Below are 19,063 nucleotides of genomic sequence, written 5' to 3'. Positions count from 1 at the left end.
AGCTGGCTTTTCAAAACGTGCGGTGTTGTTGTCCTGGACTGCTTTCGGCCGGTAGACGCAAGGGGCCGTTTCTGGCATGGTAGTTGCTTGATCCAGCAATACCTCTTGCCCGCACATCGCGTTATCTGACGGAGAGACACGATGGGTATGCTCGGTAATTCTGTCGATAAATATGTGACCGGCAGAATGCTTCAGACCTCCAACGACCGGCGGTGGTCGCAGCTCCTTGCCGAGCGCTGGAGCCACGAGCCGGGCGATCTGCCGCCGCAATTGCCGCGCGACACCGAGATCGCGGTGCTGCTGCGCGGCAACTCGGTCGTCGATCGGGAAGGCGCGGGCATGCGCCAGCGCACTTTCGGCAGAAAGGGCACCGTGTGGCTCTGTCCGGCTGGCATCCGCGAGGATTTCATTCGTGTCGAGAACCAGATGCAGGAATGCCTGCATATCTTTCTTCCCGGACAGCCGTTCGACGACACCATGCTCCGGGATCTCGACATCGATCCGTCGGGAATGTCCATCCGCTATGAGAGCATCGATCAGGACATATTCATCGAGCACGTCGCCGCTCGGATCCTCGGGGAACTCGAACAGGAAACCTCCACCGGCCGCCTTCTGGTCGAAAGCCTGGGACGGGCCTTGTCGGCTCATCTGGTGCACAGCTATGCGGCGACGTCAGTCCGGCTGAAGCAGCCCTATGCCTATGCCGGCCAGAAACCGCTCGATGCCAGGCGCCTTTCGCGTGTGACGGAGTTTATCGACGCATCCGTCGAGCGCGATTTTACGGTCAAGGATCTGGCATCGGTGGCGTGCATGAGCCCGGCGCATTTCTCGCGCAGCTTCAAGGCCGCGACAGGTAGCGCGCCGCATGAATATGTCAGCCGTCAGCGTCTCGATCTGGCCAAGCGGCTCCTGTCCACCAGCGACCGGCCGCTGGTCGACATCGCCTATGCTGCGGGATTTTCATCGCAGGCCAATTTCAACCGCGCCTTCCGCAAGGCGGTCGGGACGACGCCGAGCCTGTATCGGGCGCAGAAGCTTCGCGACTGATGCGATCGGCATGCCGCCACCGCTAGGCGGAAGTCATAGGTAATCTTCAGTTGCAGATTTCGGCCGCGCCGGCGCCGCCTCCGGTCCGCGCATACCCTTGCGCCCCAGTCAAGTGTTCAAGGTGACAGCCCGGACGAACGGGGCGGCAGCCTGCAGCGTTGCAATACATCTGACCAGTCGCCTGCGGCTTCGACGGCGCGGCCTCGACCTTCTTTCGCTCGTTATCTCGCGGCTTGGCATCATCGCGGGTTGCGACGGGCTTCTTGTCCTGAACCTTCTCGCATTCATTGTCGTCATTGACGCGATAGCCGGCGCGGCAGGCGATCTTCACGCAAGTATCGCCGTCGGCCTTGAAGCCGTGATCACAAACCAGCGGGCAGACCCGGCCCGGCTTGGCCTTGATGGCATCGAGCGCATCGAAGCTCGCGAGCTTGGCGTCGAGCTTCGTTCCCGCATATTTGTTGAACAGCGTCAGCGAGCGTTGCGATGACGCATTCCAGTCGCCATCGGCAGCGGCGGCCAGGCAGCCGACGCGGCGCAGCTCGGACTGCACCAGTTTTGCCGTCTCTTGCGGAGACAGGCTCGGCGGCGATGAGGTTGGTGCGACAGCCACAACCCTCTGCGCGGTGTCGGGAACCTGCTGCTTCTCCGTGGTCCGCTGCTCGGCGACCTGCTTGGTGTCATTTGCCAGCCTCTCGGCGAGCGCTTTCTCGGCGGCCTGCTTGTCAGCCAGGGCCTTGGCCGCTGCGGCCTCGGCTTCCTTCCGGCGCTGCTCGGCGGCGGCTGCCTTGGCCTCCTCGATCTGCTTGGCCTTCTCCGCCACGATCCTGGCTTCTTCCGCCGCCTTGGCTGCGGCCGCCGCCTTCTCCTGCTCGGCCTTCTGGGCGCGCTCGGTGATGAGTCTTGCCTTCTCCTGCTCGGCCGCCTTCGCCTTTTGCTCGGCCGTGGCGCGTGTTTCTTCAGCGGCGATCTTGTTTAATTGCCCCTTGGCCAGATTGGCATAGAAGCCGTCGGGATATTGTCCCAGAAAGGCTTCCCAGCCGTCGCGTGTGCCGAGCTGCAGCGCGAGCTCATAATCCCTGCGAATGGCATCCTGAGGATTCGCCTGCGGACCTGTGGCAGCGGGCTTGGCCGCAACCAGCGGGACATCGTCACCGCCGAGCGAACCGTAGACATACGGCTCCTGCTTGTAGCCGGTGGTCTTGAGGACGTCGTCGCGCACGAAGCCAAAGGCCTTGCGCAGGTCGAGGCCCGGCATCGGCAGACGTTCGACCAGAGCGGTGGCAAACGGGCTGTTCCTGGCATCGCCGTCCGAGGCGGTCGAGCCCGCCTTGGCCGCGAAGGCAACCATGGTGTTCGGGCTGGTCGGCTCGACCTTGGCGAGGCCGCGGCCGATGGCGCGCGAGGCAACCGTGCGCTTCATGGTCTTGGCGAACGGATTGTCGCGGCAGGCGTCCAGGATGACCAGGCGCAGTTGCTTGGCCGGCTCGATGGCAAACAGCACCCTGTCGAGCGGGAATGCCTCGTCGAGAACGTCGGTATCGGTCTCCAGGGCAGCATCTGTCGGGATCAGATAGTTGGTGCCGTCAAGCTCGATGCCATGGCCGGCGTAGTAGATGACCGCAACGTCGGCCTCGCGCGCCTTGCCGCCGAAATCGCGCAGCGCCCTGCGCATCTCGACCACGTTCAGGTCGAGCTTGACGTCGACCGTATCGAAGCCGGCCTTCCTGAACATGCCGCCGACCAGCGTGGCGTCGTTCGCGGGGTTCGCCAGCTTCGCCACGTTCTTGTAGGCCGAGTTGCCCATGACGAGCGCGACGCGCTTCTCGGCCTGCGCAGAGCCGGTCCCAAGCCATGTCGCAAGAATTAGTAAAACAAACAGCCGAAGCCGCATTCCAGCCCCCGAATGCAATAGCGTCAGATTACCCGCAGAATGGCCAAAATGCCAAGCTGCGGTCAGTGATATCAGTCACACATCCGTGCGCTTATCCCAGCAAATGGGCGCCGGGTGAGTGATGCGTGATCGCATCCATTCAAATCGATCTTCCCCATGATGGCATCATGCGCCTGTCTTGCCCGACGGGTCAAGTTCGGCTTCGAAAAATACGAAGTCGAGCAGCCCTTGGCTACTGTGCATGGGGTTGTTTTCGATGTTTTTGCCGGAGGGCTCAGGCCCGCACTGTCGGCGAACCTCGCGGTGGCAAAAGGGCCGCGCTCAGCCTTTCGGTCCCCGCAACTGCGCCGTCAGCCGATCCATCGCCTCCGCCGCATCGCGCCACTGCGACAGCCAGCTGCGCGGAAAGCGGAAGGTGAGGTCGGCGCCGCCGACGCGGCGCTCGGAGAGGCACATGCCGGGCGTGGCCGCATCGCGCGTGCAGCGCGCGGTCAATGCGGGGCTTGCGGCAGAATAGAGGTCCTCGCTGCCGTAGGGGGTGTCGGCACGGAACATCCGCATCGTCAGGCCGTCCTCGGGCATCGTCGCGGCCTGGTCGAGATAACGCGGATAGATCGTGGCTGTCCGCTGCTCGGGCGAGAGCGCATCGTGATGGGCCGCGATCGACAGGAAGATGCGGTCGATCGGCAGCAATGCCGCATCCACCGTGTCGGCGGTGACGTGCTTCGGCGCGCCTGGCGGCTCCAGCGAGGGATACAGGAAGTCGAGATCGATGCGCTCCTGCGGCCCGGTGTGGCGCTGGATCTTCATGCGGATCGCCGTCGTCGGCAGGTTGAACAGCGTACCGCCGACGCTCACCGGCAGCTTGTCCGGAGCGTTGGCGCCGCTCGGGCCCCAGGTCGGCCACAACAGATAGGCGACGAGCGCGACTGCGCACACCGCCGCGGCGCCGCCGAGCACGATCGGGACGATATGCGCCCGGGTGCGCGTCCGGGGGGATCTAAGGGGAACTGCCGAAAACACCGTCATGAGTTGCGCGAGGTAAGCCGGAGGTCGGCCGATGGCCGACGAATCAGCGGCGAATATGCCATGTGGCGGCGATTTCGCGGAGCGTTCCCCGGCTGCGGGGATGGGGGAGGGCCCTGCGCGAGATGGCCGGCGGCGTTAACCTTCCCTTAAGGATAATGTAGCGTTAACCGACACCATTTGTCACAGGAAGGCTCCGGCGTTGCGTATGGGCGGACTGTTCCGATGACACCTGAAGCTCTTAATACCTTCTTCTCGATTGGCATCGGTTTCGCGCTCGCGGGCGCGCTCGTGAACGGATACCAGGCGCTCGCGCAGCGGCCCGCCGGCTTCGGCCTGTTGCAGGACGGCGTGGCCCCGAAGACCTTCGCGGCGGTGCCGTTCCTGGTGTTCGCCGCGCCCTTCATCATCATGCGCAACACGCTCCGCGGCATGCGGGTGGAAAGCCGCCGCGTCGAATTCGTGATGATGGCGACCCTCATCGCCGGCTTCTGGAGCATGATGAGCGGCACCTTCTTCCTGATGACGCTGCGCGCGGCCGGCGTTCTGGTCTGACGCTCGCAACCTCACGTGTGGAGCGCCGAGCGGCCCTTTGCGTCGTCACGGCGGTTTCGCTATGGCTGTGGTCGACGTGACAGGAGACCTCCATGGCGATCTACGAGCTCGACGGACAGGCGCCCGATCTTCCCGCCGACGGCAACTATTTCATCGCTGAGACGGCGACCGTGATCGGCCGCGTGCGCCTGAAGCCGGGTGCCAGCGTCTGGTTCGGCGCGGTGCTGCGCGGCGACAATGAATGGATCGAGATCGGCGAGGGCGCCAACGTGCAGGACGGCTCGACCTGCCACACCGATCTCGGCTTTCCGCTTGTCATCGGCAAGAACTGCACCGTCGGCCACAACGTCATCCTGCACGGCTGCACGATCGAAGAGGGTGCATTGGTCGGCATGGGCTCGATCGTGATGAACGGCGCGAAGATCGGCCGCAACAGTATCGTCGGCGCCGGTTCCGTCATCACCGAGGGCAAGGAGTTTCCCGAACGCTCCCTGATCATCGGCTCGCCCGCACGCGTGATCCGCACGCTCGACGATGCCCAGGTGCAGAGGATGGGAAGCGCGGCGAAGTTTTACGTCGCCAACGGCCCGCGCTTCACGAAGGGCCTTAAGCGGATCGGCTGATGCGCGTGCCGGCTCCCCTTTGCCGGGATGTTGGCGCGCGCGGCGCGCTCGCCCTCGGCAAAAGGATCGCGATCGGTCATGGTGATTTGGCCTTTCTGGCTTTGGGACGCGCGGCCGGCTTGTCCGGTTCGGCGCCGAGCTTGGCGCTCTTGCGCAATGCGTCCCGGAGATCGATCGGGATGCCGTGCTTCTTCAGCAGGTCGGCAAAGGCTTCGTCCGCGAGCTCTTGAAACGTCGCCATCCTGTCGCGTCCCAGTTGCTTGAGCTTGTCGAACGTGTCCTCGTCGAACGCGATCAGTTTGCGCATGATCGTGGCTGCCTCCTCGTTTCAAACGGATGTGACGGCACTTGTTCCGGAACGGGCCTTGGTCCGGACCGTTGACAGGTAAAGGAGCATCTCCAATGGCCACTTCGCCTGCAACCGCTTCGATGAAGACCTTGATCGTGATCCTCAGCCTCGCGGCAATGCCGGCCGTATCGTTCGCACAGGCGACCGGCGGCTCTGCGGGATCCACCGGCGGTTCGTCGGGATCGACGACCGGAGGCGTCGCCAACTCGCCGGCGCCGCCGCCCGGCACCAACAGCCTGGGGACGGCTCAATCGTCCGGCACCGGCTCCGGAGTCACCACCGGCACCGGCTCCGGCGCGGCCGCCGACGCCACCGTCAATGCCGAGAACCGGCAGCTCGACAAGAAGATGAAGAGCATCTGCCGCGGCTGCTGATGCTCGCGCGGAAGTGAGACAGTGTGGCTGTCAGGAGTGCCCCGATAGCATTAGCTTGATCCTGCTTTGAAGCGTGGAGCGTGTCCACGCAGAGGATCGAGTCAATGTTACGCAAGATGATCATGGGAGCGCTGGCCGTCGCAGCGATCGGGCTCGCGGCGCCGCAGGCGGCCCAGGCGGGGGGCGGTTTTGGACATGGCGGCGGCTGGGGCCATGGCGGCTGGGGTCATGGCGGCCACTGGCATGGCGGCGGCTTCTGGCCCGGCCTCGCCATCGGCGCGGGCATTGCCGGCGCTGGCTATTACGGTGGCTATTATGGCTACGGCTCCCCGTATTACGGCGACCCGTACTATTATGGTACCGGCTACGACGACGGTTATGGCGGATGCTATGTCGTGCGCAAGCGCGTGATGACGCCATCGGGATGGCGATTCCGGCGCGTCGACGTCTGCGAGTGAGGCGGGAAGACCTGTGAGTCGGGAAGACCTGCCGGCCTGCTAAAAAACAAGGCCGTTGACGCAGTATACCGTCAACGACCTTGCCAGCCCCGGACATTGAAATCGGCTCACGCCATCCGGTGACGGCGAGCATCGCGCGGAATCACACGGGCAAATGTGATCCAGTTCACAAGTGGCGAAAATTATGTCCGCGTGGGTGACCGGCTTAGCCGCGCGAGCGCTTGCGCGCGCTGGCATGGACGCGTTGGCGTGCCGGTTTCCTGCGGGTAACCGACGGCGTCTCGGCCTCGGTGGCCCGGGCACTGGCAAACGACTGGCGCAGGCCGTCGATGGACTCGTTCAGCGTCGCCACCTGCTCCGACAGGCGCTTGGTATCGGCCTGCTGAGCCGCGAGCAGCCGCTTCACGGTCTGGAGCTGGTCCTGCACGACCTGGAGCTGGTCGATCGATTCCTGCTGGGTCGCCTCCAGCCCCTTGGTCTTCTCGACCAGCTGCTCGGAGGCCTGGGCCGTGCGGGCCTGGAGCTGCCGTGACGCCACCACCCGGTCGGCCTCTGGCGCAGCGCCGGTATAGGCGCGCCAGATCGCAATCGAAGTCACGCCGGCGATCAGCAGGAGAAGGGCGGCGGCGGTCAGCGCAATGGGCTGGGCGCCGAGGCGAAACAGGGGATTGGACGGTGTGTCCTCTGCGAGATCGATCATCGCTGACAAAACCCAAATTGAAACTTGGTGAGTGGCGAAGACCGGCAACCCAGGGGCCGCCGGGATGTCCCGAAAACGCAACAGTTCGGCAACAAATGGGACCAAAAAGAGGCTGAAGGCGAAAAACCAGCAATCTTCTGGCCTTAAGGCCTCCAAACGCCGCGCCGGAAGCAGCGATCAGGGCTGAAACGGCGAAAACGGCCCGGAATAGGTCTTCGACCGTGGCGCAGCGTAGGGCCCCAGCCGGGACGTCTTCAGGCCGAGTCGCACCAGCGATTCCGCCAGTGTCACGGCGGCGGCGACGCCGTCGACCACGGGCAGACCGTGCGTGGCGGCGAGCTCGGCGGCGAGATCGGCCATGCCGGCGCAGCCGAGCACGATGGCCTCCGCGCGGTCGTTTCGGATCGCGGCCGTGATCTCCGCGGAGATCCTTGCGAGCGCATCGGCGTTGCGCTCTTCGAGCGCGAGCACCGGGACCTCGGCGGCACGGACGCGGGCGCAGCGACCGGCGAGGCCGTACTTCGTCAGGTTATGCTCGATCGGCACGATGGAGACACCGAGCGTCGTCACCACGGCAAAGCGCGCCGCGATCAGGCTCGCCATGTGGAAGCCGGCTTCGCCAATGCCGATCACCGGCGCTTTCGCCGCCGCGCGTGCCGCGTCGAGGCCGGTGTCGTCGAAGCAGGCGATGATGTGGGCGTCCGCGCCGTCGCGGTCGGCCTCGCGGATGCAGCCGAGCATGCCGGGGACGGCGAAGGCCTCGTCGTAAAAGCCCTCGATCGAGACCGGGCCCATCGTCGGCTGGCGCGCGTCGATCTCGGTGCCGGGCAGGGCGACGCTGCGCGCCGCAGCGGCGATCTTCGCCGTCATCGACGCGGTGGTGTTGGGATTGACGACGTGAAGTCGCATCAGATCAGACAAGCCCCTTCTCAGACAAGCCCTTTGCCGGCGTCCGAGCCCTTGGCCGCCTGCCGCTTGTTCAGCACGTGGATGGTGCCGAGCGCAAGCGTGATCACCGTGAACGAGACGGCGGAGATCACGGTGCCGAGCGCGTAGATGTCGGGGTTCGTCACGGTGGTGGTGAGGCCCTGGAGATCGAGCGGCAACGTATTCACCGCCCCGATCGCCTGGCTGGAGCGCGCGAGCTCGTCCCAGGACAGCGTGAAGCCGAACAGCCCGATGCCGATCACGGAGGGCAGGATGATCGGCAGCACGACATGACGGAACGTCTGCCATGGCGTCGCACCGAGATCGCGCGCGGCTTCCTCGAGCCTGGGATCGAAGCGGTTGAAGATCGCGAACATGATCAGAAGCCCGAACGGCAGCGTCCAGGTCAGATGCGCGCCGAGGCCCGAGGTGAGCAGGCCCATCGAGGTCTCGAAATTCTCGTTCCAGTGTGCCTTGATCAGATCGTCGATGATGCGGAATTCAAGCGAGATGCCGAGCGAAGTGATGATCGAGGGAACGATGAGGCTCGCGATCGCCGAGTAGAACAGGATGCTTTGCGCCTTGAACTTGCGGCGGAAGGCCATGCCGGCGGCGACCGACAGCACGACGGTGACAATCATGACGATCACGCCGAGCAGCAGCGAGCGGCGGAAGGCCGCGCCGAGATCGACGATGCCGGTGCCCTGGAACAGTTTTGCAATCCAGAAGGTGGACACGCCGTTCATCGGGAAGGTGAGGCCGCCCTGCGGCCCCTGGAACGACAGCACGTAGATCGCGATCATCGGACCGTAGAGAAACAGCACATAGGCTGCGAAGAAGATCGCGAGCACGTAGAAAGAGCGCGGGCGTCCTTCCTTCATGCTCAGAGCTCCTTCTTGATGTCGACGATGCGCGACATCATGGTGATGATCAGGAAGGTGATCGCGAGCAGGATCACGGCGTTGGCCGCTGCTGCGGGGAACTGCAGCGCGTTCACCCGCGTCTCGATGATCTTGCCGGCCGCCGCAATCTGCTGGCCGCCCATCACGCCGATGGTGATGAAATCGCCCATCACGATGGTGATGACGAAGATCGAGCCGATCACGATGCCGGGCTTGGCGAGCGGAATGATGACGTTCACGAGCGTCTGGAAGCCGGTGGCGCCGGCGTCATAGGCGGCCTCGATCAGCGACTTGTCGATGCGCACCATCGAATTGAAGATCGGCACCACCATGAAGAAGGTGAAGAGGTGCACCAGCGCCAGCACGACGGAGAATTCGGAGAACAACAGCCATTCCAGCGGATGGTTGATCAGCCCTGTCTTGACGAGGCCGGAATTGACCAGGCCGTTGCGGCCGAGCAGCGGAATCCACGCGATCATGCGGATCACGTTGGAGGTCCAGAACGGGATCGTGCAGAGCAGCGACAATCCCATCTGCCAGGTCTTGGACTTGATGTGGAAGGCGAGGAAGTAGGCGACCCAGAAGCCGATGAAGAGCGTGAGGGCCCAGACCAGGAAGCACAGCTTCAGGGTCATCAGATAGGTCTTGCCGATCGTGCAGAGATCCGGGAGCTGCGCGATGCAGCCTTCGAACGTGTCGGTATAGCCGCGGCCGGAGAACGCCGGCAGCAGCTGGTATTCGTTGTAGTCCCAGAACGAGACGATGACGACGAACACCAGCGGGATCAGGAAGAAGGCGAGAAACACCAGCATCATCGGCCCGGCCTGGAGCCAGGAGATGAAGGACGGCGACAGGCGCGTCACTTTCGCGGCGCGCGCTGTGCCCGACCCCGGGATCAATCCCGGGGGTGCCTGTTGCAGGATGTCCTCCGACGTGTCCATCAAATTACGCCGCGATGAACTCGTTCCACTTGCGGACCATGTAGTCGTTCTCGTCCATCACCGCGTTCCAGCAGGCGACGCCGCCCATGCGGTCCTCGTAGGAGCCGCCGTCGCGCACCGCGCCGGCCTTCTCCAGCAGCGAGCCGTCGGGCGCCTTGATGTCCTTCTCGGCCGCCTTGCCTTCCATCCAGTAGGCCCACTCGTAGGGCTCCATATGAGCCTTCGCGGTGGAGAGCACGGCCGAGTAGTAGCCCTGGCGGTTGAGATAGGCGCCGGCATAGCCGGACAGGAACCAGTTGACGAACTCGTAGGCCCATTCGAGCTTGGCACCCGACACGCCCTTGGAGACGCAGAAGCCGGAGGCCCAGGAGCGGTAGCCTTCCTTGAGCGGCTGGAAGGTGCAGGGGATGCCCATCGAGCGCACCTTCGTCACCGCCGGCGACCACATCGACTGGATCACGGTCTCACCTGAAGCCATCAGATTGACGCTCTCGTTGAAGTCCTTCCAGAACGCGCGGAACTGGCCGGCCTTCTTGGCCTCGGTCATCACCTTCATGGTGAGATCGATCTCTTCCTTGGTCATGTTGCCCTTGTCGGCATATTTGTACTTGCCGGTGGCTTCCACGACCATGGCGGCATCCATGATGCCGATCGAGGGGATGTTGAGGATCGAGGCCTTGCCCTTGAACTCGGGATTGAGCAGCTCGGACCACGAGCTGATCGGCCGCTTGATCAGGTCGGGACGGATGCCGAGCGTGTCGGCGTTGTAGACGGTCGGGATCAGCGTCACGAACTCGGTCGCCGACGTCGCAAACTTCTTGGAGTCCTTGCCTTCGAGATAGAGCACCTTCCAGGGCGCGGTGCCCTGGTTGCCGATCTTCTTGCCGCCGGGCGTCTCGCCCTTGGTGAAGACGGGCGTGATGTTGTCGAATTCCTTGATCTTCCTGGCGTCGAGGGCAAGGATGTTGCCCGACGGCACCAGCTTCTTCAGCGAGAAATATTCGGTGTCCAGCACGTCGAAGGAGTTCGGCTGGGTCATCACGCGCTTGGTGACGTCGTCGGTGGTCGCGGTGATGTATTCGATCTTGATGCCGGTGTCCTTGAGGCACTGCTTGGAGATGTCGTCGCCCTCGTTCACGGCGGTGCCGAGATAGCGCAGCACCTTGGTCTCGGCCGACTTCACATAAGGAAAGCCGGTGATGGCGCCGGAGCCGGCGGCAAGGCCGGCGAGACCCGCGGTGCTCTTCAATAGCGTACGGCGGCTGACGCCGGTCTTCTTGGTCGTCTCGGTCATATCGCTCACTCCTCTTCTGTGTTGCGCATTCTCTGGATGACGGCGCTATTGCAGGCGCTGCGCCTTGGCGGGATCCCAGGTGGCCAGCACGCGATCGCCCGGTCGGAATGGGTGAACGTCGAAGGCGGCCTCGGGGAGGTGCGAGAACAGGGCGGTGCCGTCGTCGAGCGTGAGCGAGACGGCGATGTAGGAGCCCTGGTACTCGGTCTGGGTCAGCAGCGCTGGCGCGCCGTACGCGCCATCGGCGAACGGCACGATGCCGAGCTGATCGGCGCGCACGGCGATGAGTTTGCCGGCGTCGCTGAGGACGTTGTGGCCGCCGATGAAGCGCGCCACGAATTCGGTGCGGGGATGGTGGAAGATGTCGCGGGCGGTGCCCTGCTGCTCGATCTTGCCGTGGTTCATCACCACGATGTGGTCGGCGAGCGCCATCGCCTCTTCCTGGCCGTGGGTGACCTGGATGAAGCTGATGCCGAGCTCGCGCTGCAGCCGCTTCAGCTCGCCCCGCATCCTCACCCGCAGGAACGGATCGAGCGCGGAGAGCGGCTCGTCGAGCAGCAGGATCTGCGGCTCGGTGATCAAGGCGCGGGCGAGCGCGACGCGCTGCTGCTGGCCGCCGGAGAGCTGCGCCGGCAGCCGCGCCGCATAGGGGGTCATGGCCACCAGCTCGAGCAGTTCGCCGGCGCGCTTGTGCCGCGTCGCCCGGTCGATCCCGCGCATTTTCAGGGCGAAGGCCACGTTGTCGAGCACGGTCAAATGCGGAAACAGCGCGTAGGACTGGAACATCATCGCGGTGCCGCGCTTGGCGGGCTCGAGGTCGGTGACGTTCTGCGCGCCCAAAATGATGTCGCCCTCGCTGACCGCCTCATGGCCTGCGATCATGCGCAGGGTCGAGGTCTTGCCGCAGCCGGAGGGGCCGAGCAGGCAGCAATAGGTGCCTGCCGGGATCTTGAGGTTGACGTCGTCGACCGCCAACGTCGTGTCGTAGCGCTTGGTGACGGCGACCAGTTCGAGAGCGGCAGGAGTGGCCATGGCGTGTCCGCTGGGAGGGCGATGCTCCGGCTTTCTCCGCAAGGTCCGTGCCAACCGCCCGGAGAGTGCCGAATTCCAAAACTGTGCAATGGAGTCAGGTCGTTAGATCGAATCCGGCGCAGCGGCGCGGCTCGCCGGGTGGGCAGTAATATGCACACAAAATGTGCTCGGATTGTATAAAGTTTCGCCTGTGATTGGATACAGCTGGTCGACTAACATTGAAAGCCAAACGTCGCCGATCGAGCCCTCAAACCCAACCCCCTCGAACTGATGGCCGCCAAGACCCGCCAGAAATCCGATGCGCCAGACGCGAGCGATCGCGTCAGCCGTATCAGGGAGGGTGTGACCGCGGCGATCCTCGAGCATCGTCTGCTGCCGGGCACGAAGCTCGGCGAGGACGAGATCGGCGAGATCTACGGCGCGAGCCGCACGCTGGTCCGCACCGCGCTCCAGCAGCTCGCGCATGAGGGCATCGTCAACATCGAGAAAAACCGCGGCGCCTTCGTCGCGCGGCCGACGCCCGCCGATGCCCGCGAAGTGTTCGAGGCGCGCCGACTGATCGAGCCCACCATCGTCGACCACGCGTGTGAAGCGGTGTCAGCGGCCTGGCTCGACCGCCTCGGCCAACATCTCACTGAAGAGCGCGAGGCGGAGCTGCGTGGCGACGCGCGCGCCTCGGTCCGGCTCTCCGGCGAATTTCACAAGCTCGTCGCCGAGATGAGTGGCCACAGCATCTATCTCGGCTTCCTCAAGGAACTGATCGCGCGCTCCTCGCTCATCATCCTGCTCTATCGCCGCCACGACACCCCGGCCTGCGGCACCGACCACCACGCCGAGATCGTCACCGCGATCCGCAAGCGCGACAAGCAAGCCGCCCGCGCGCAGATGCTGTCGCATCTGAACGAGATCGAAGCCGAGCTGTTCCTGAAGGATCCCGCCGCCGACGAGACGCGGCTCGCGGATGTGCTGGGCGCATAGGCGAACCGCGGCCGCCGGCTAGGTCAGCGGAGGCGCCTGGTTTCGTCTGACGATCTTCAGCACGAGCAGGCCGGCTCCAAGGACCAGCAACAGCACGCCGACAAAAGTCGTGCCGCTGGATTCGAACGTCACGCCGACGGCCGTCAGCAGGCATCCAAGTATGATTGCGAAGAGTCCGCCGAGTTTCTTGACCAGCAGGACGTTTCCGTCACTCGTTTGCGCCACCATGTTACGCCTCGTCATTTGAGATGCTGCAAAATCCCCTCTGCCAAAAATCCGCGCTGCCAAGTGCCTGCAGTCGCGTAGATCGCGCAGGATCGTACTCCTGAGCGAAGACGTTGCAATCTGTCGTTGATCACGCGCCAAGCCGGATATTCGCGTTTTGATTTGAGTTCGACGCATGTGCGGCAGTCGCGCTTACCCATTATCTGACACCGGGCACGTTGCTGATCGCGTCGTATGGCTGATTTGCAAAATCTCACTGTGGTTTGCAAATTGACTCAATGCGGTTTGCAGGCATCAATCCGCGGGTAACATCGCACACCGCGGCTGGCTGATGTTCGCCCCGGCGACTTGCGGCCAGAACTTGCGCGGCCGCGTATCTGCGTGGAGATTGGACATGTGGGATTTGACCACGCCGGCCGGACTCTTCAGAGTCGCCGCACTGCTCATGTCGGTTGGAACGAGCCTCTGTCTCTCGTCGCAAGCGCCGGCCCAGCAGGACTCCTCAATCCTGTTCCGCAACGTCCGGATCTTCGACGGAAAGAGCGGCGCGCTCTCCGCCGCGTCCAATGTTCTCGTCAGGAACTCGAAGATCGAGAAGATATCGACCGTGAACATCACGGCCGACGCCCAAGCAATCGACGGCGGCGGCCGGGTGCTGATGCCGGGGCTGATCGACGCGCATTGGCACGCGATGCTGGTGCGTCCGACGCCGGCCGCGGCCCTCGGCGACGTCGGCTACAACAATCTGCTGGCCGCGAGCGAGGCGACCGCGACGCTGATGCGCGGATTCACCACGGTGCGTGACATGGGCGGGCCCAGTTTCGGCCTCAAGCGGGCGATCGACGAGGACCTCGTCGCCGGTCCGCGCATCTATCCCTCCGGTGCCATCATCACCATCACCAGCGGTCATGGCGACTTCCGGCAGCTCTCCGATCTGCCGCGAACCATCGGAGGCATGCTCAGCCGCATGGAGCTGGTCGGCGGCAGCATGGTCGCCGACAGTCCCGACGAGGTGCGCGTGCGCGCGCGCGAGCAGCTCATGCAGGGCGCCTCGCAGGTCAAGCTCACGGCGGGCGGCGGCGTGGCGTCGCCCTTCAGTCCGCTCGACGTCTCCACCTTCACCGAGCCCGAGCTGCGTGCGGCGGTCGAAGCCGCCGACAATTGGGGCACCTATGTCGTCACGCACGCCTATACACCGGTCGCGATCCAGCGCTCGGTCGCAGCCGGCGTGAGATGCATCGAGCACGGTCATCTCATGGACGAGGCGAGCGCGAAGCTGATCGCGGAGAAGGGCATCTGGCTCAGCACCCAGCCGTTCCTGGATATGTCCATGGCGTCCGGGCTCGGGCCGGCAGAGCAGGACAAGATGCGGCAGGTGGTCACCGGCACCGACCGCGTCTACGCGCTGGCGAAAAAGTACCACATCAAGACGGCGTTCGGGACCGATGTCCTGTTCTCGAAGGCGCTGGCGGACAAGCAGGGATCGATGCTGGTCGCGCTGACCCGATGGTACACACCGGCCGAAGCGCTGGCCATGGCGACGTCGACCAACGCGGAATTGCTCAGCCTGTCGGGCCTGCGCAATCCCTATCCCGGCAAGCTCGGCGTGGTGGAGGAGGGCGCGCTGGCCGATCTCCTGCTCGTCGACGGCAATCCGCTCGACAACATCGCTCTCATCGAAGATCCCGCGAAGAATTTCGTTGTGATCATGAAGGGCGGCAAAGTCTACAAGAACAGTCTTGCGCACTGATGCGCGCATGTGCAGGCGCGACCTTCGACATTGGAGCGCTTCTAGTCCCGATGATCGGGAACCGACTTCTTGCGCAGCGAACCGGTTGCGGTCTCCTGCACCGCGGGAGATCGCGCCGGGCTTGTCACAAACTCGGGCCTGTCATCGGCGGCGTGACTTCTAAGCGTCTCCAGGACCAGAAAGAATTTCTCGGCTAGCATGAGGCAAGCTCGCTGACGCGTTCATCTCGGTTTCGAGAACGGCAAGATTCGCTTGTCAATTCGATCACTTGCCGCGCTCGGCAGCAATCTAATTCATGACATCACGCCGGATTGTGACAGCGCCTGCTGGATTTTGCATTCGACGCGTCGTGTGGACGATTAGGCGCGACGACGTAACGTTACTATTCCTCGCGGGCCACACCGGCTATATGCTGTCGCACTGTCATCAAACTGTCATGTCACCCTAAATGCTAAAGTCAGACGCAACAGCGGCTCGCAGGACTCCGGGCGCGCCGGATGGGAATCCTGTCCCGAAGGACAACAAGAGACCACAAGTCGTCTCCGGCTTCCTCAGGCAACGTGAACCGAGCGAGCCCGGCGCGGAACCAACTATCGTCGAGGGCGCTGTGATTGATCAGACGCCATCTCAAACTCCGCCGCCTGCACAGGAAACAGCTGAGTCGAGCGCTGCCGAGCGTCCCGCCGGGGAGATCGAACTCAAGCTTCTCGTCGATGCCGATCGCATGGCGCATTTCAACGCCGCCCCGGTCATCGTGGCCAACGCGCGTAACAAGGGTTCGCGAAAACATCTCAAATCCGTCTATTACGACACGGCCGAGCGTGCGCTCCGGCGCAGCGGCCTGAGCTTGCGCGTACGCCGGAGCGGCGCGCGCTTCGTGCAGACCGTGAAGACCGACACGGCGGACGATCCGCTGCGCCGTGGCGAATGGGAGGCGAGCGTTCCGTCGCTGGCGCCGGATGTCGCCCTGGCGATGCCGTTCATTCCGGAGAAGCTTCGCTCCCACCTCGAAGCACAGCCGCTCGAAGCCGTCTTCACCGCCGACGTCCATCGGCATGCGAGGATCGTCGATCTGCCGTCCGGGACGGTCGAGATCGCCTTCGACCAGGGTGTGCTGACGGCCGGCGACCGGTCGATCCCCGTGAGCGAGATCGAGCTGGAACTCAAGAGCGGCAGCGCGAGCACGATCTACGAGGTCGCGCTGCGGCTTGCGGAGCAGGGGGCGGTGAAGCCGTCCATTCGTGCCAAGTCGGCGCGCGGCTTCGAACTTGCCGCGGGCGCGCCGCCCTCGGCACGCAGGCCTCGCAAGCTTCGCCTCGATCCGTCGGTCACGCTCGACGAAGCCTTCGCGACGATTCTGCGCTCCTGCTTCCTTCACCTGCTTCAGTCGCTGCCGGCGGCCGAGGACGGGCGCAATCCGGAAGGCGTCCATCAGCTGCGCGTCTCGCTGCGCCGGCTGCGATCGGCGCTGGACCTGATGCGATCGGTCGGCGCACTCAGCAATCTCGACGCGCTGCGGTCGGAAGCAAGATGGCTGACGCAGGACCTGTCCGCCGCGCGAGACTGGGACGTGTTCCAGCTCGAGACCTTGCCGACGATCGCGAAAGCCTGTGCTTCGGTTGCCGGCTTCGATGCCTTGGGCCGGGCTGGGGCCAAGTGCCAGTCGGACGCCTATCGCAAGGCGCATCAGGCGCTCGACGATCGCCGCTGCGCGGTTTTCCTGATCGGCCTCGGTCACTGGATCGAGACGCGGGGCTGGCGCAACGACGTTGCTGCCGAAGACCTCGGTCAGCTCGCCGAGCCCGCCGTCAACTTCGCGCAGCGCATCCTGTCGGAGCAATATGCCAAGGTGCTCAAGCGCGGCCGCCGGTTCAAGTCGCTCACGATCGACGAGCTGCATCGGGTGCGGCTCGCGACCAAGCGGCTGCGCTATCTCAGCGAGTTCCTGCTGCCGCTGTTTGCGGATCGCAAGTCCGCGAGGAAATTTGCACACCGGCTCGCCGGTCTGCAGGAGGAGCTCGGCGCCTTCAACGACATGGCGGTCACGGCCTCATTGCTCGATGGACTTGATGCGGAGCCCGACAGCGCCATCGCCGCGGCGGCGATCGCCGGCTGGCAGGCGCGTGCATCGATCGGCGTGCAGCCGTCGTTGCAGGGCGCGTGGCGGGATTTCATCGCCGCGCGGGTGCCGTGGTCTCGCCAGGCCTCGCAGGACTGATCGTGCATCCCCAATAAAGTTGCGGCCAGGCTTTGGGGGAAGCCTGGCCGCGCGCGAACCGGTCTGGGACGGGGAGGGGTGGGGATGTGACCGGGCCGCGTAACTCGTTTGTTCCTGACTGCTAGTCCCTGGCGCTGGCGGTGGAGACCGCCGGCTTGGTGTCGCCGAGCGAGACCCAGACATTGGGATCGCTCTGCGACTGGCGCTTGACGAAGCGGTAGCCGGTCTCCGTCCAGGCAACGACGTTCTCGTTCTGATTGTCGAGAACGAACTCGCCCTTGTCGGTCTTCACCGTCAGCACCGCGTGCCCTTCGCCCTTCTTGTCGCGCACGACCGTGATGAGCAGGGCCTCGCGAGGCCAGCCGGCATCCATCAGCATCTTGCGCTTCAACAGCACGTAGTCTTCACAGTCGCCGTAGCCGTCCGACGGCAGCGACCATCTCTCGATCACGCCCCAGTGCTCCTGGTCGGTCAAAGGCTTGACGGTCTCGTTGACCCAGCGATTGACCTTGACGAGGTCGCGCCATGCGGCCTGCGACATCACGATGTCGCGCGGCTGCGTCGGTCCGCCCTGGCACTGAGCGGCATTGTCGGCACAGAACTCGACCCAGCCGATCGGCGCGCGCGTGGTGTCGCCGAGGCTTGCGTAGAGCAGACGGTTCTCACCGGCCTGCACTGTCGCGCTGATCCCGAAGAGCATGGCGGCGATCGCCAGCCTCTTCCCCTGTCCCCTGAAATCAAACATTGCGGCCCCCGTTTCTTGTTGGGACCACATTTCGCATGGAGCTTTTGAGTTGCCGCTAAGTCAGTCAAGTCAAGTCGAGACGAATACAAGTAAAACGCGCGGCGAATTCGATCTATACTTGAATCGAATTCGAATAAAATTCGAGATGACTGTAATTGATTCAAATTTTAGGAGTTAACGCGGAAACGCTGGCGGAACTGCTGCGCCGAGGCGCAAACAGGTCCCGCGTTAACCCGCGCGGACCCGTCACCGCGCACGAAAAATGCGGCGTCCGCATCGCGGAGGCCGCCTTTGAGGCTGGAAAATCAGTGGTTTTGGCGCGCGTTCGCTTTACCGCGCGGTAACGCTCTCTTCGAGTGTCTCGACCGGCTGCTCGTGCATGAACTCCAGCGCGAAGCCGTCTTCGAGGTTTCGGACCACGCGGCCCTGGACCCGGCCGAGCAGGACGATCGATTTCAGCGGCGGGCGGTTCTCGGCGGCGATGGCCGCTCCCGACAGCGACAGGTCGATGATGCGGCAGGTCATCTTGGTGCCGTCCTCGAGCGTCAGCACCGCGATCGGGTTGCGCGGCACGATACGATCGTGGCGGCGGTCCTCCGGCAGGTTGAGGATGTCGCGGTTGGCGAGCCAGGTGAGCTGGGCGGCGAGCTTGTCGCGCTTCCTGGGCGTCGCCCCGATCGTCATGGCGAAGCCATTGTCGATGATGCGGGTGATCTTGCCCTCGACGCGGCCGATATGGTCGAGATAGGCGACCACGCGGTCGCCGACATTGCCGATGCCGGGGGCGAGCAGGGCCAATCCGCCCGGCGACATGTTGATCACCTGGCAGGGGAATTCCCGGCGGTCCGGCAGCATGTAACGGCCGAGCAGGTGCACCTTGACCCGCTGGAAACGCCGTCGTTCCTCGGCGGCCGGAAGAAGTTTTTTGTTCGCCAACGCCATTTTCAACACCCGACCCCCCGCCCGGGCGGAGTCCGGCACGACCCTAAGGTGCATAGGGTTAATGCCGCGTTAGGATCGGGCGC

20 protein-coding genes are annotated in these 19,063 nt (G+C 64.2%); 8 read left to right on the top strand and 12 right to left on the bottom strand.

Annotated features, from left to right (window positions below):
• The first annotated feature begins 141 nt into the window (after window positions 1-141).
• Complete coding sequence (locus tag XI08_RS15010) at window positions 142-1,047, top strand: AraC family transcriptional regulator (RefSeq protein ID WP_271574969.1); 906 nt, start codon at window positions 142-144, stop codon at window positions 1,045-1,047.
• A 46-nt stretch (window positions 1,048-1,093) separates the two neighbouring features.
• Here the strand turns inward: XI08_RS15010 and XI08_RS15005 are convergent, their stop codons facing one another.
• Window positions 1,094-2,941 carry a caspase family protein gene (locus XI08_RS15005; protein ID WP_271574968.1) on the bottom strand — a complete coding sequence of 616 codons (1,848 nt, stop codon included), beginning with the start codon at window positions 2,939-2,941 and terminating at the stop codon, window positions 1,094-1,096.
• Between the two features lie 321 nt (window positions 2,942-3,262).
• Entirely contained in the window at window positions 3,263-3,970 is a 708-nt protein-coding gene (locus XI08_RS15000) for a hypothetical protein (protein ID WP_271574967.1), read from the bottom strand.
• A 222-nt stretch (window positions 3,971-4,192) separates the two neighbouring features.
• Between XI08_RS15000 and XI08_RS14995 the strand changes: the two genes are divergently transcribed.
• Both XI08_RS14995 and XI08_RS14990 read left to right on the top strand, forming a co-directional pair.
• Window positions 4,193-4,522 carry a DUF6949 family protein gene (locus tag XI08_RS14995; RefSeq protein ID WP_027547050.1) on the top strand — a complete coding sequence of 110 codons (330 nt, stop codon included), beginning with the start codon at window positions 4,193-4,195 and terminating at the stop codon, window positions 4,520-4,522.
• A gap of 92 nt (window positions 4,523-4,614) precedes the next feature.
• On the top strand, window positions 4,615-5,145 hold the full coding sequence (locus XI08_RS14990; RefSeq protein ID WP_271574966.1) for a gamma carbonic anhydrase family protein: 531 nt from the start codon (window positions 4,615-4,617) through the stop codon (window positions 5,143-5,145).
• Between the two features lie 76 nt (window positions 5,146-5,221).
• Here XI08_RS14990 and XI08_RS14985 read toward each other — a convergent pair whose 3' ends face one another.
• Window positions 5,222-5,452, bottom strand: coding sequence for a hypothetical protein (locus XI08_RS14985; protein WP_271574965.1), 231 nt, complete (start codon window positions 5,450-5,452; stop codon window positions 5,222-5,224).
• A gap of 95 nt (window positions 5,453-5,547) precedes the next feature.
• Here XI08_RS14985 and XI08_RS14980 point away from each other — a divergent pair, with 95 nt between their 5' ends.
• Window positions 5,548-5,868 (top strand): hypothetical protein, encoded by a 321-nt coding sequence (locus tag XI08_RS14980; protein WP_271574964.1) that lies wholly within the window; start codon window positions 5,548-5,550, stop codon window positions 5,866-5,868.
• Window positions 5,869-5,972: 104 nt separating this feature from the next.
• A complete protein-coding gene (locus XI08_RS14975; protein WP_271574963.1) occupies window positions 5,973-6,326 on the top strand; it encodes a hypothetical protein in 354 nt (117 codons plus the stop codon).
• A 205-nt stretch (window positions 6,327-6,531) separates the two neighbouring features.
• On the opposite strand, the gene XI08_RS14970 is transcribed toward XI08_RS14975, so the two are convergent.
• The 6 genes from XI08_RS14970 to XI08_RS14945 form a co-directional block, all read right to left on the bottom strand.
• Window positions 6,532-7,026 (bottom strand): hypothetical protein, encoded by a 495-nt coding sequence (locus tag XI08_RS14970; protein ID WP_271574962.1) that lies wholly within the window; start codon window positions 7,024-7,026, stop codon window positions 6,532-6,534.
• Between the two features lie 177 nt (window positions 7,027-7,203).
• Window positions 7,204-7,935, bottom strand: a complete 732-nt coding sequence (locus XI08_RS14965) for an aspartate/glutamate racemase family protein (RefSeq protein ID WP_271574980.1) — start codon at window positions 7,933-7,935, stop codon at window positions 7,204-7,206.
• Between the two features lie 20 nt (window positions 7,936-7,955).
• A complete protein-coding gene (locus XI08_RS14960; RefSeq protein ID WP_025575681.1) occupies window positions 7,956-8,834 on the bottom strand; it encodes an ABC transporter permease in 879 nt (292 codons plus the stop codon).
• 2 nt (window positions 8,835-8,836) lie between these two features.
• Window positions 8,837-9,796: an ABC transporter permease gene (locus XI08_RS14955; protein WP_025575682.1), complete on the bottom strand. Its 960-nt coding sequence runs from the start codon at window positions 9,794-9,796 to the stop codon at window positions 8,837-8,839.
• 4 nt (window positions 9,797-9,800) lie between these two features.
• Window positions 9,801-11,090 carry an ABC transporter substrate-binding protein gene (locus tag XI08_RS14950; RefSeq protein WP_271574961.1) on the bottom strand — a complete coding sequence of 430 codons (1,290 nt, stop codon included), beginning with the start codon at window positions 11,088-11,090 and terminating at the stop codon, window positions 9,801-9,803.
• A gap of 45 nt (window positions 11,091-11,135) precedes the next feature.
• Window positions 11,136-12,122, bottom strand: coding sequence for an ABC transporter ATP-binding protein (locus tag XI08_RS14945; protein ID WP_027547057.1), 987 nt, complete (start codon window positions 12,120-12,122; stop codon window positions 11,136-11,138).
• Window positions 12,123-12,392: 270 nt separating this feature from the next.
• Here XI08_RS14945 and XI08_RS14940 point away from each other — a divergent pair, with 270 nt between their 5' ends.
• Window positions 12,393-13,100, top strand: coding sequence for a GntR family transcriptional regulator (locus XI08_RS14940; RefSeq protein WP_271574960.1), 708 nt, complete (start codon window positions 12,393-12,395; stop codon window positions 13,098-13,100).
• Between the two features lie 18 nt (window positions 13,101-13,118).
• On the opposite strand, the gene XI08_RS14935 is transcribed toward XI08_RS14940, so the two are convergent.
• Complete coding sequence (locus XI08_RS14935) at window positions 13,119-13,328, bottom strand: hypothetical protein (RefSeq protein WP_271574979.1); 210 nt, start codon at window positions 13,326-13,328, stop codon at window positions 13,119-13,121.
• 442 nt (window positions 13,329-13,770) lie between these two features.
• Here XI08_RS14935 and XI08_RS14930 point away from each other — a divergent pair, with 442 nt between their 5' ends.
• Both XI08_RS14930 and XI08_RS14925 read left to right on the top strand, forming a co-directional pair.
• Window positions 13,771-15,075: a metal-dependent hydrolase family protein gene (locus tag XI08_RS14930; protein WP_271574978.1), complete on the top strand. Its 1,305-nt coding sequence runs from the start codon at window positions 13,771-13,773 to the stop codon at window positions 15,073-15,075.
• A 448-nt stretch (window positions 15,076-15,523) separates the two neighbouring features.
• Window positions 15,524-17,293, top strand: a complete 1,770-nt coding sequence (locus tag XI08_RS14925; protein ID WP_271574959.1) for a CYTH and CHAD domain-containing protein — start codon at window positions 15,524-15,526, stop codon at window positions 17,291-17,293.
• Between the two features lie 121 nt (window positions 17,294-17,414).
• Here XI08_RS14925 and XI08_RS14920 read toward each other — a convergent pair whose 3' ends face one another.
• Window positions 17,415-18,038 carry a transglutaminase-like cysteine peptidase gene (locus XI08_RS14920; RefSeq protein WP_271574958.1) on the bottom strand — a complete coding sequence of 208 codons (624 nt, stop codon included), beginning with the start codon at window positions 18,036-18,038 and terminating at the stop codon, window positions 17,415-17,417.
• A 330-nt stretch (window positions 18,039-18,368) separates the two neighbouring features.
• Window positions 18,369-18,980: a PilZ domain-containing protein gene (locus tag XI08_RS14915; RefSeq protein ID WP_025575880.1), complete on the bottom strand. Its 612-nt coding sequence runs from the start codon at window positions 18,978-18,980 to the stop codon at window positions 18,369-18,371.
• Window positions 18,981-19,063 lie beyond the last annotated feature (83 nt).

It is taken from the genome of Bradyrhizobium sp. CCBAU 11361 (genome assembly GCF_028128935.1).
Classification (GTDB): Bacteria; Pseudomonadota; Alphaproteobacteria; order Rhizobiales; family Xanthobacteraceae; genus Bradyrhizobium; species Bradyrhizobium niftali.
This window is presented reverse-complemented; position numbering and strand designations above follow the sequence as displayed.

Bases quoted from the DNA above. Each gene is read 5' to 3' on its own strand.
- XI08_RS14945 (WP_027547057.1), bottom strand. From the start codon at position 12,122: ATGGCCACTCCTGCCGCTCTCGAACTGGTCGCCGTCACCAAGCGCTAC.
- XI08_RS14995 (WP_027547050.1), top strand. From the start codon at position 4,193: ATGACACCTGAAGCTCTTAATACCTTCTTCTCGATTGGCATCGGTTTC.
- XI08_RS15000 (WP_271574967.1), bottom strand. From the start codon at position 3,970: ATGACGGTGTTTTCGGCAGTTCCCCTTAGATCCCCCCGGACGCGCACC.
- XI08_RS14940 (WP_271574960.1), top strand. From the start codon at position 12,393: ATGGCCGCCAAGACCCGCCAGAAATCCGATGCGCCAGACGCGAGCGAT.
- XI08_RS15010 (WP_271574969.1), top strand. From the start codon at position 142: ATGGGTATGCTCGGTAATTCTGTCGATAAATATGTGACCGGCAGAATG.
- XI08_RS14975 (WP_271574963.1), top strand. From the start codon at position 5,973: ATGTTACGCAAGATGATCATGGGAGCGCTGGCCGTCGCAGCGATCGGG.
- XI08_RS14935 (WP_271574979.1), bottom strand. From the start codon at position 13,328: ATGGTGGCGCAAACGAGTGACGGAAACGTCCTGCTGGTCAAGAAACTC.
- XI08_RS14990 (WP_271574966.1), top strand. From the start codon at position 4,615: ATGGCGATCTACGAGCTCGACGGACAGGCGCCCGATCTTCCCGCCGAC.
- XI08_RS14955 (WP_025575682.1), bottom strand. From the start codon at position 9,796: ATGGACACGTCGGAGGACATCCTGCAACAGGCACCCCCGGGATTGATC.
- XI08_RS14960 (WP_025575681.1), bottom strand. From the start codon at position 8,834: ATGAAGGAAGGACGCCCGCGCTCTTTCTACGTGCTCGCGATCTTCTTC.
- XI08_RS14985 (WP_271574965.1), bottom strand. From the start codon at position 5,452: ATGCGCAAACTGATCGCGTTCGACGAGGACACGTTCGACAAGCTCAAG.
- XI08_RS14925 (WP_271574959.1), top strand. From the start codon at position 15,524: ATGCTAAAGTCAGACGCAACAGCGGCTCGCAGGACTCCGGGCGCGCCG.
- XI08_RS14930 (WP_271574978.1), top strand. From the start codon at position 13,771: ATGTCGGTTGGAACGAGCCTCTGTCTCTCGTCGCAAGCGCCGGCCCAG.
- XI08_RS15005 (WP_271574968.1), bottom strand. From the start codon at position 2,941: ATGCGGCTTCGGCTGTTTGTTTTACTAATTCTTGCGACATGGCTTGGG.
- XI08_RS14970 (WP_271574962.1), bottom strand. From the start codon at position 7,026: ATGATCGATCTCGCAGAGGACACACCGTCCAATCCCCTGTTTCGCCTC.
- XI08_RS14950 (WP_271574961.1), bottom strand. From the start codon at position 11,090: ATGACCGAGACGACCAAGAAGACCGGCGTCAGCCGCCGTACGCTATTG.
- XI08_RS14980 (WP_271574964.1), top strand. From the start codon at position 5,548: ATGGCCACTTCGCCTGCAACCGCTTCGATGAAGACCTTGATCGTGATC.
- XI08_RS14915 (WP_025575880.1), bottom strand. From the start codon at position 18,980: ATGGCGTTGGCGAACAAAAAACTTCTTCCGGCCGCCGAGGAACGACGG.
- XI08_RS14920 (WP_271574958.1), bottom strand. From the start codon at position 18,038: ATGTTTGATTTCAGGGGACAGGGGAAGAGGCTGGCGATCGCCGCCATG.
- XI08_RS14965 (WP_271574980.1), bottom strand. From the start codon at position 7,935: ATGCGACTTCACGTCGTCAATCCCAACACCACCGCGTCGATGACGGCG.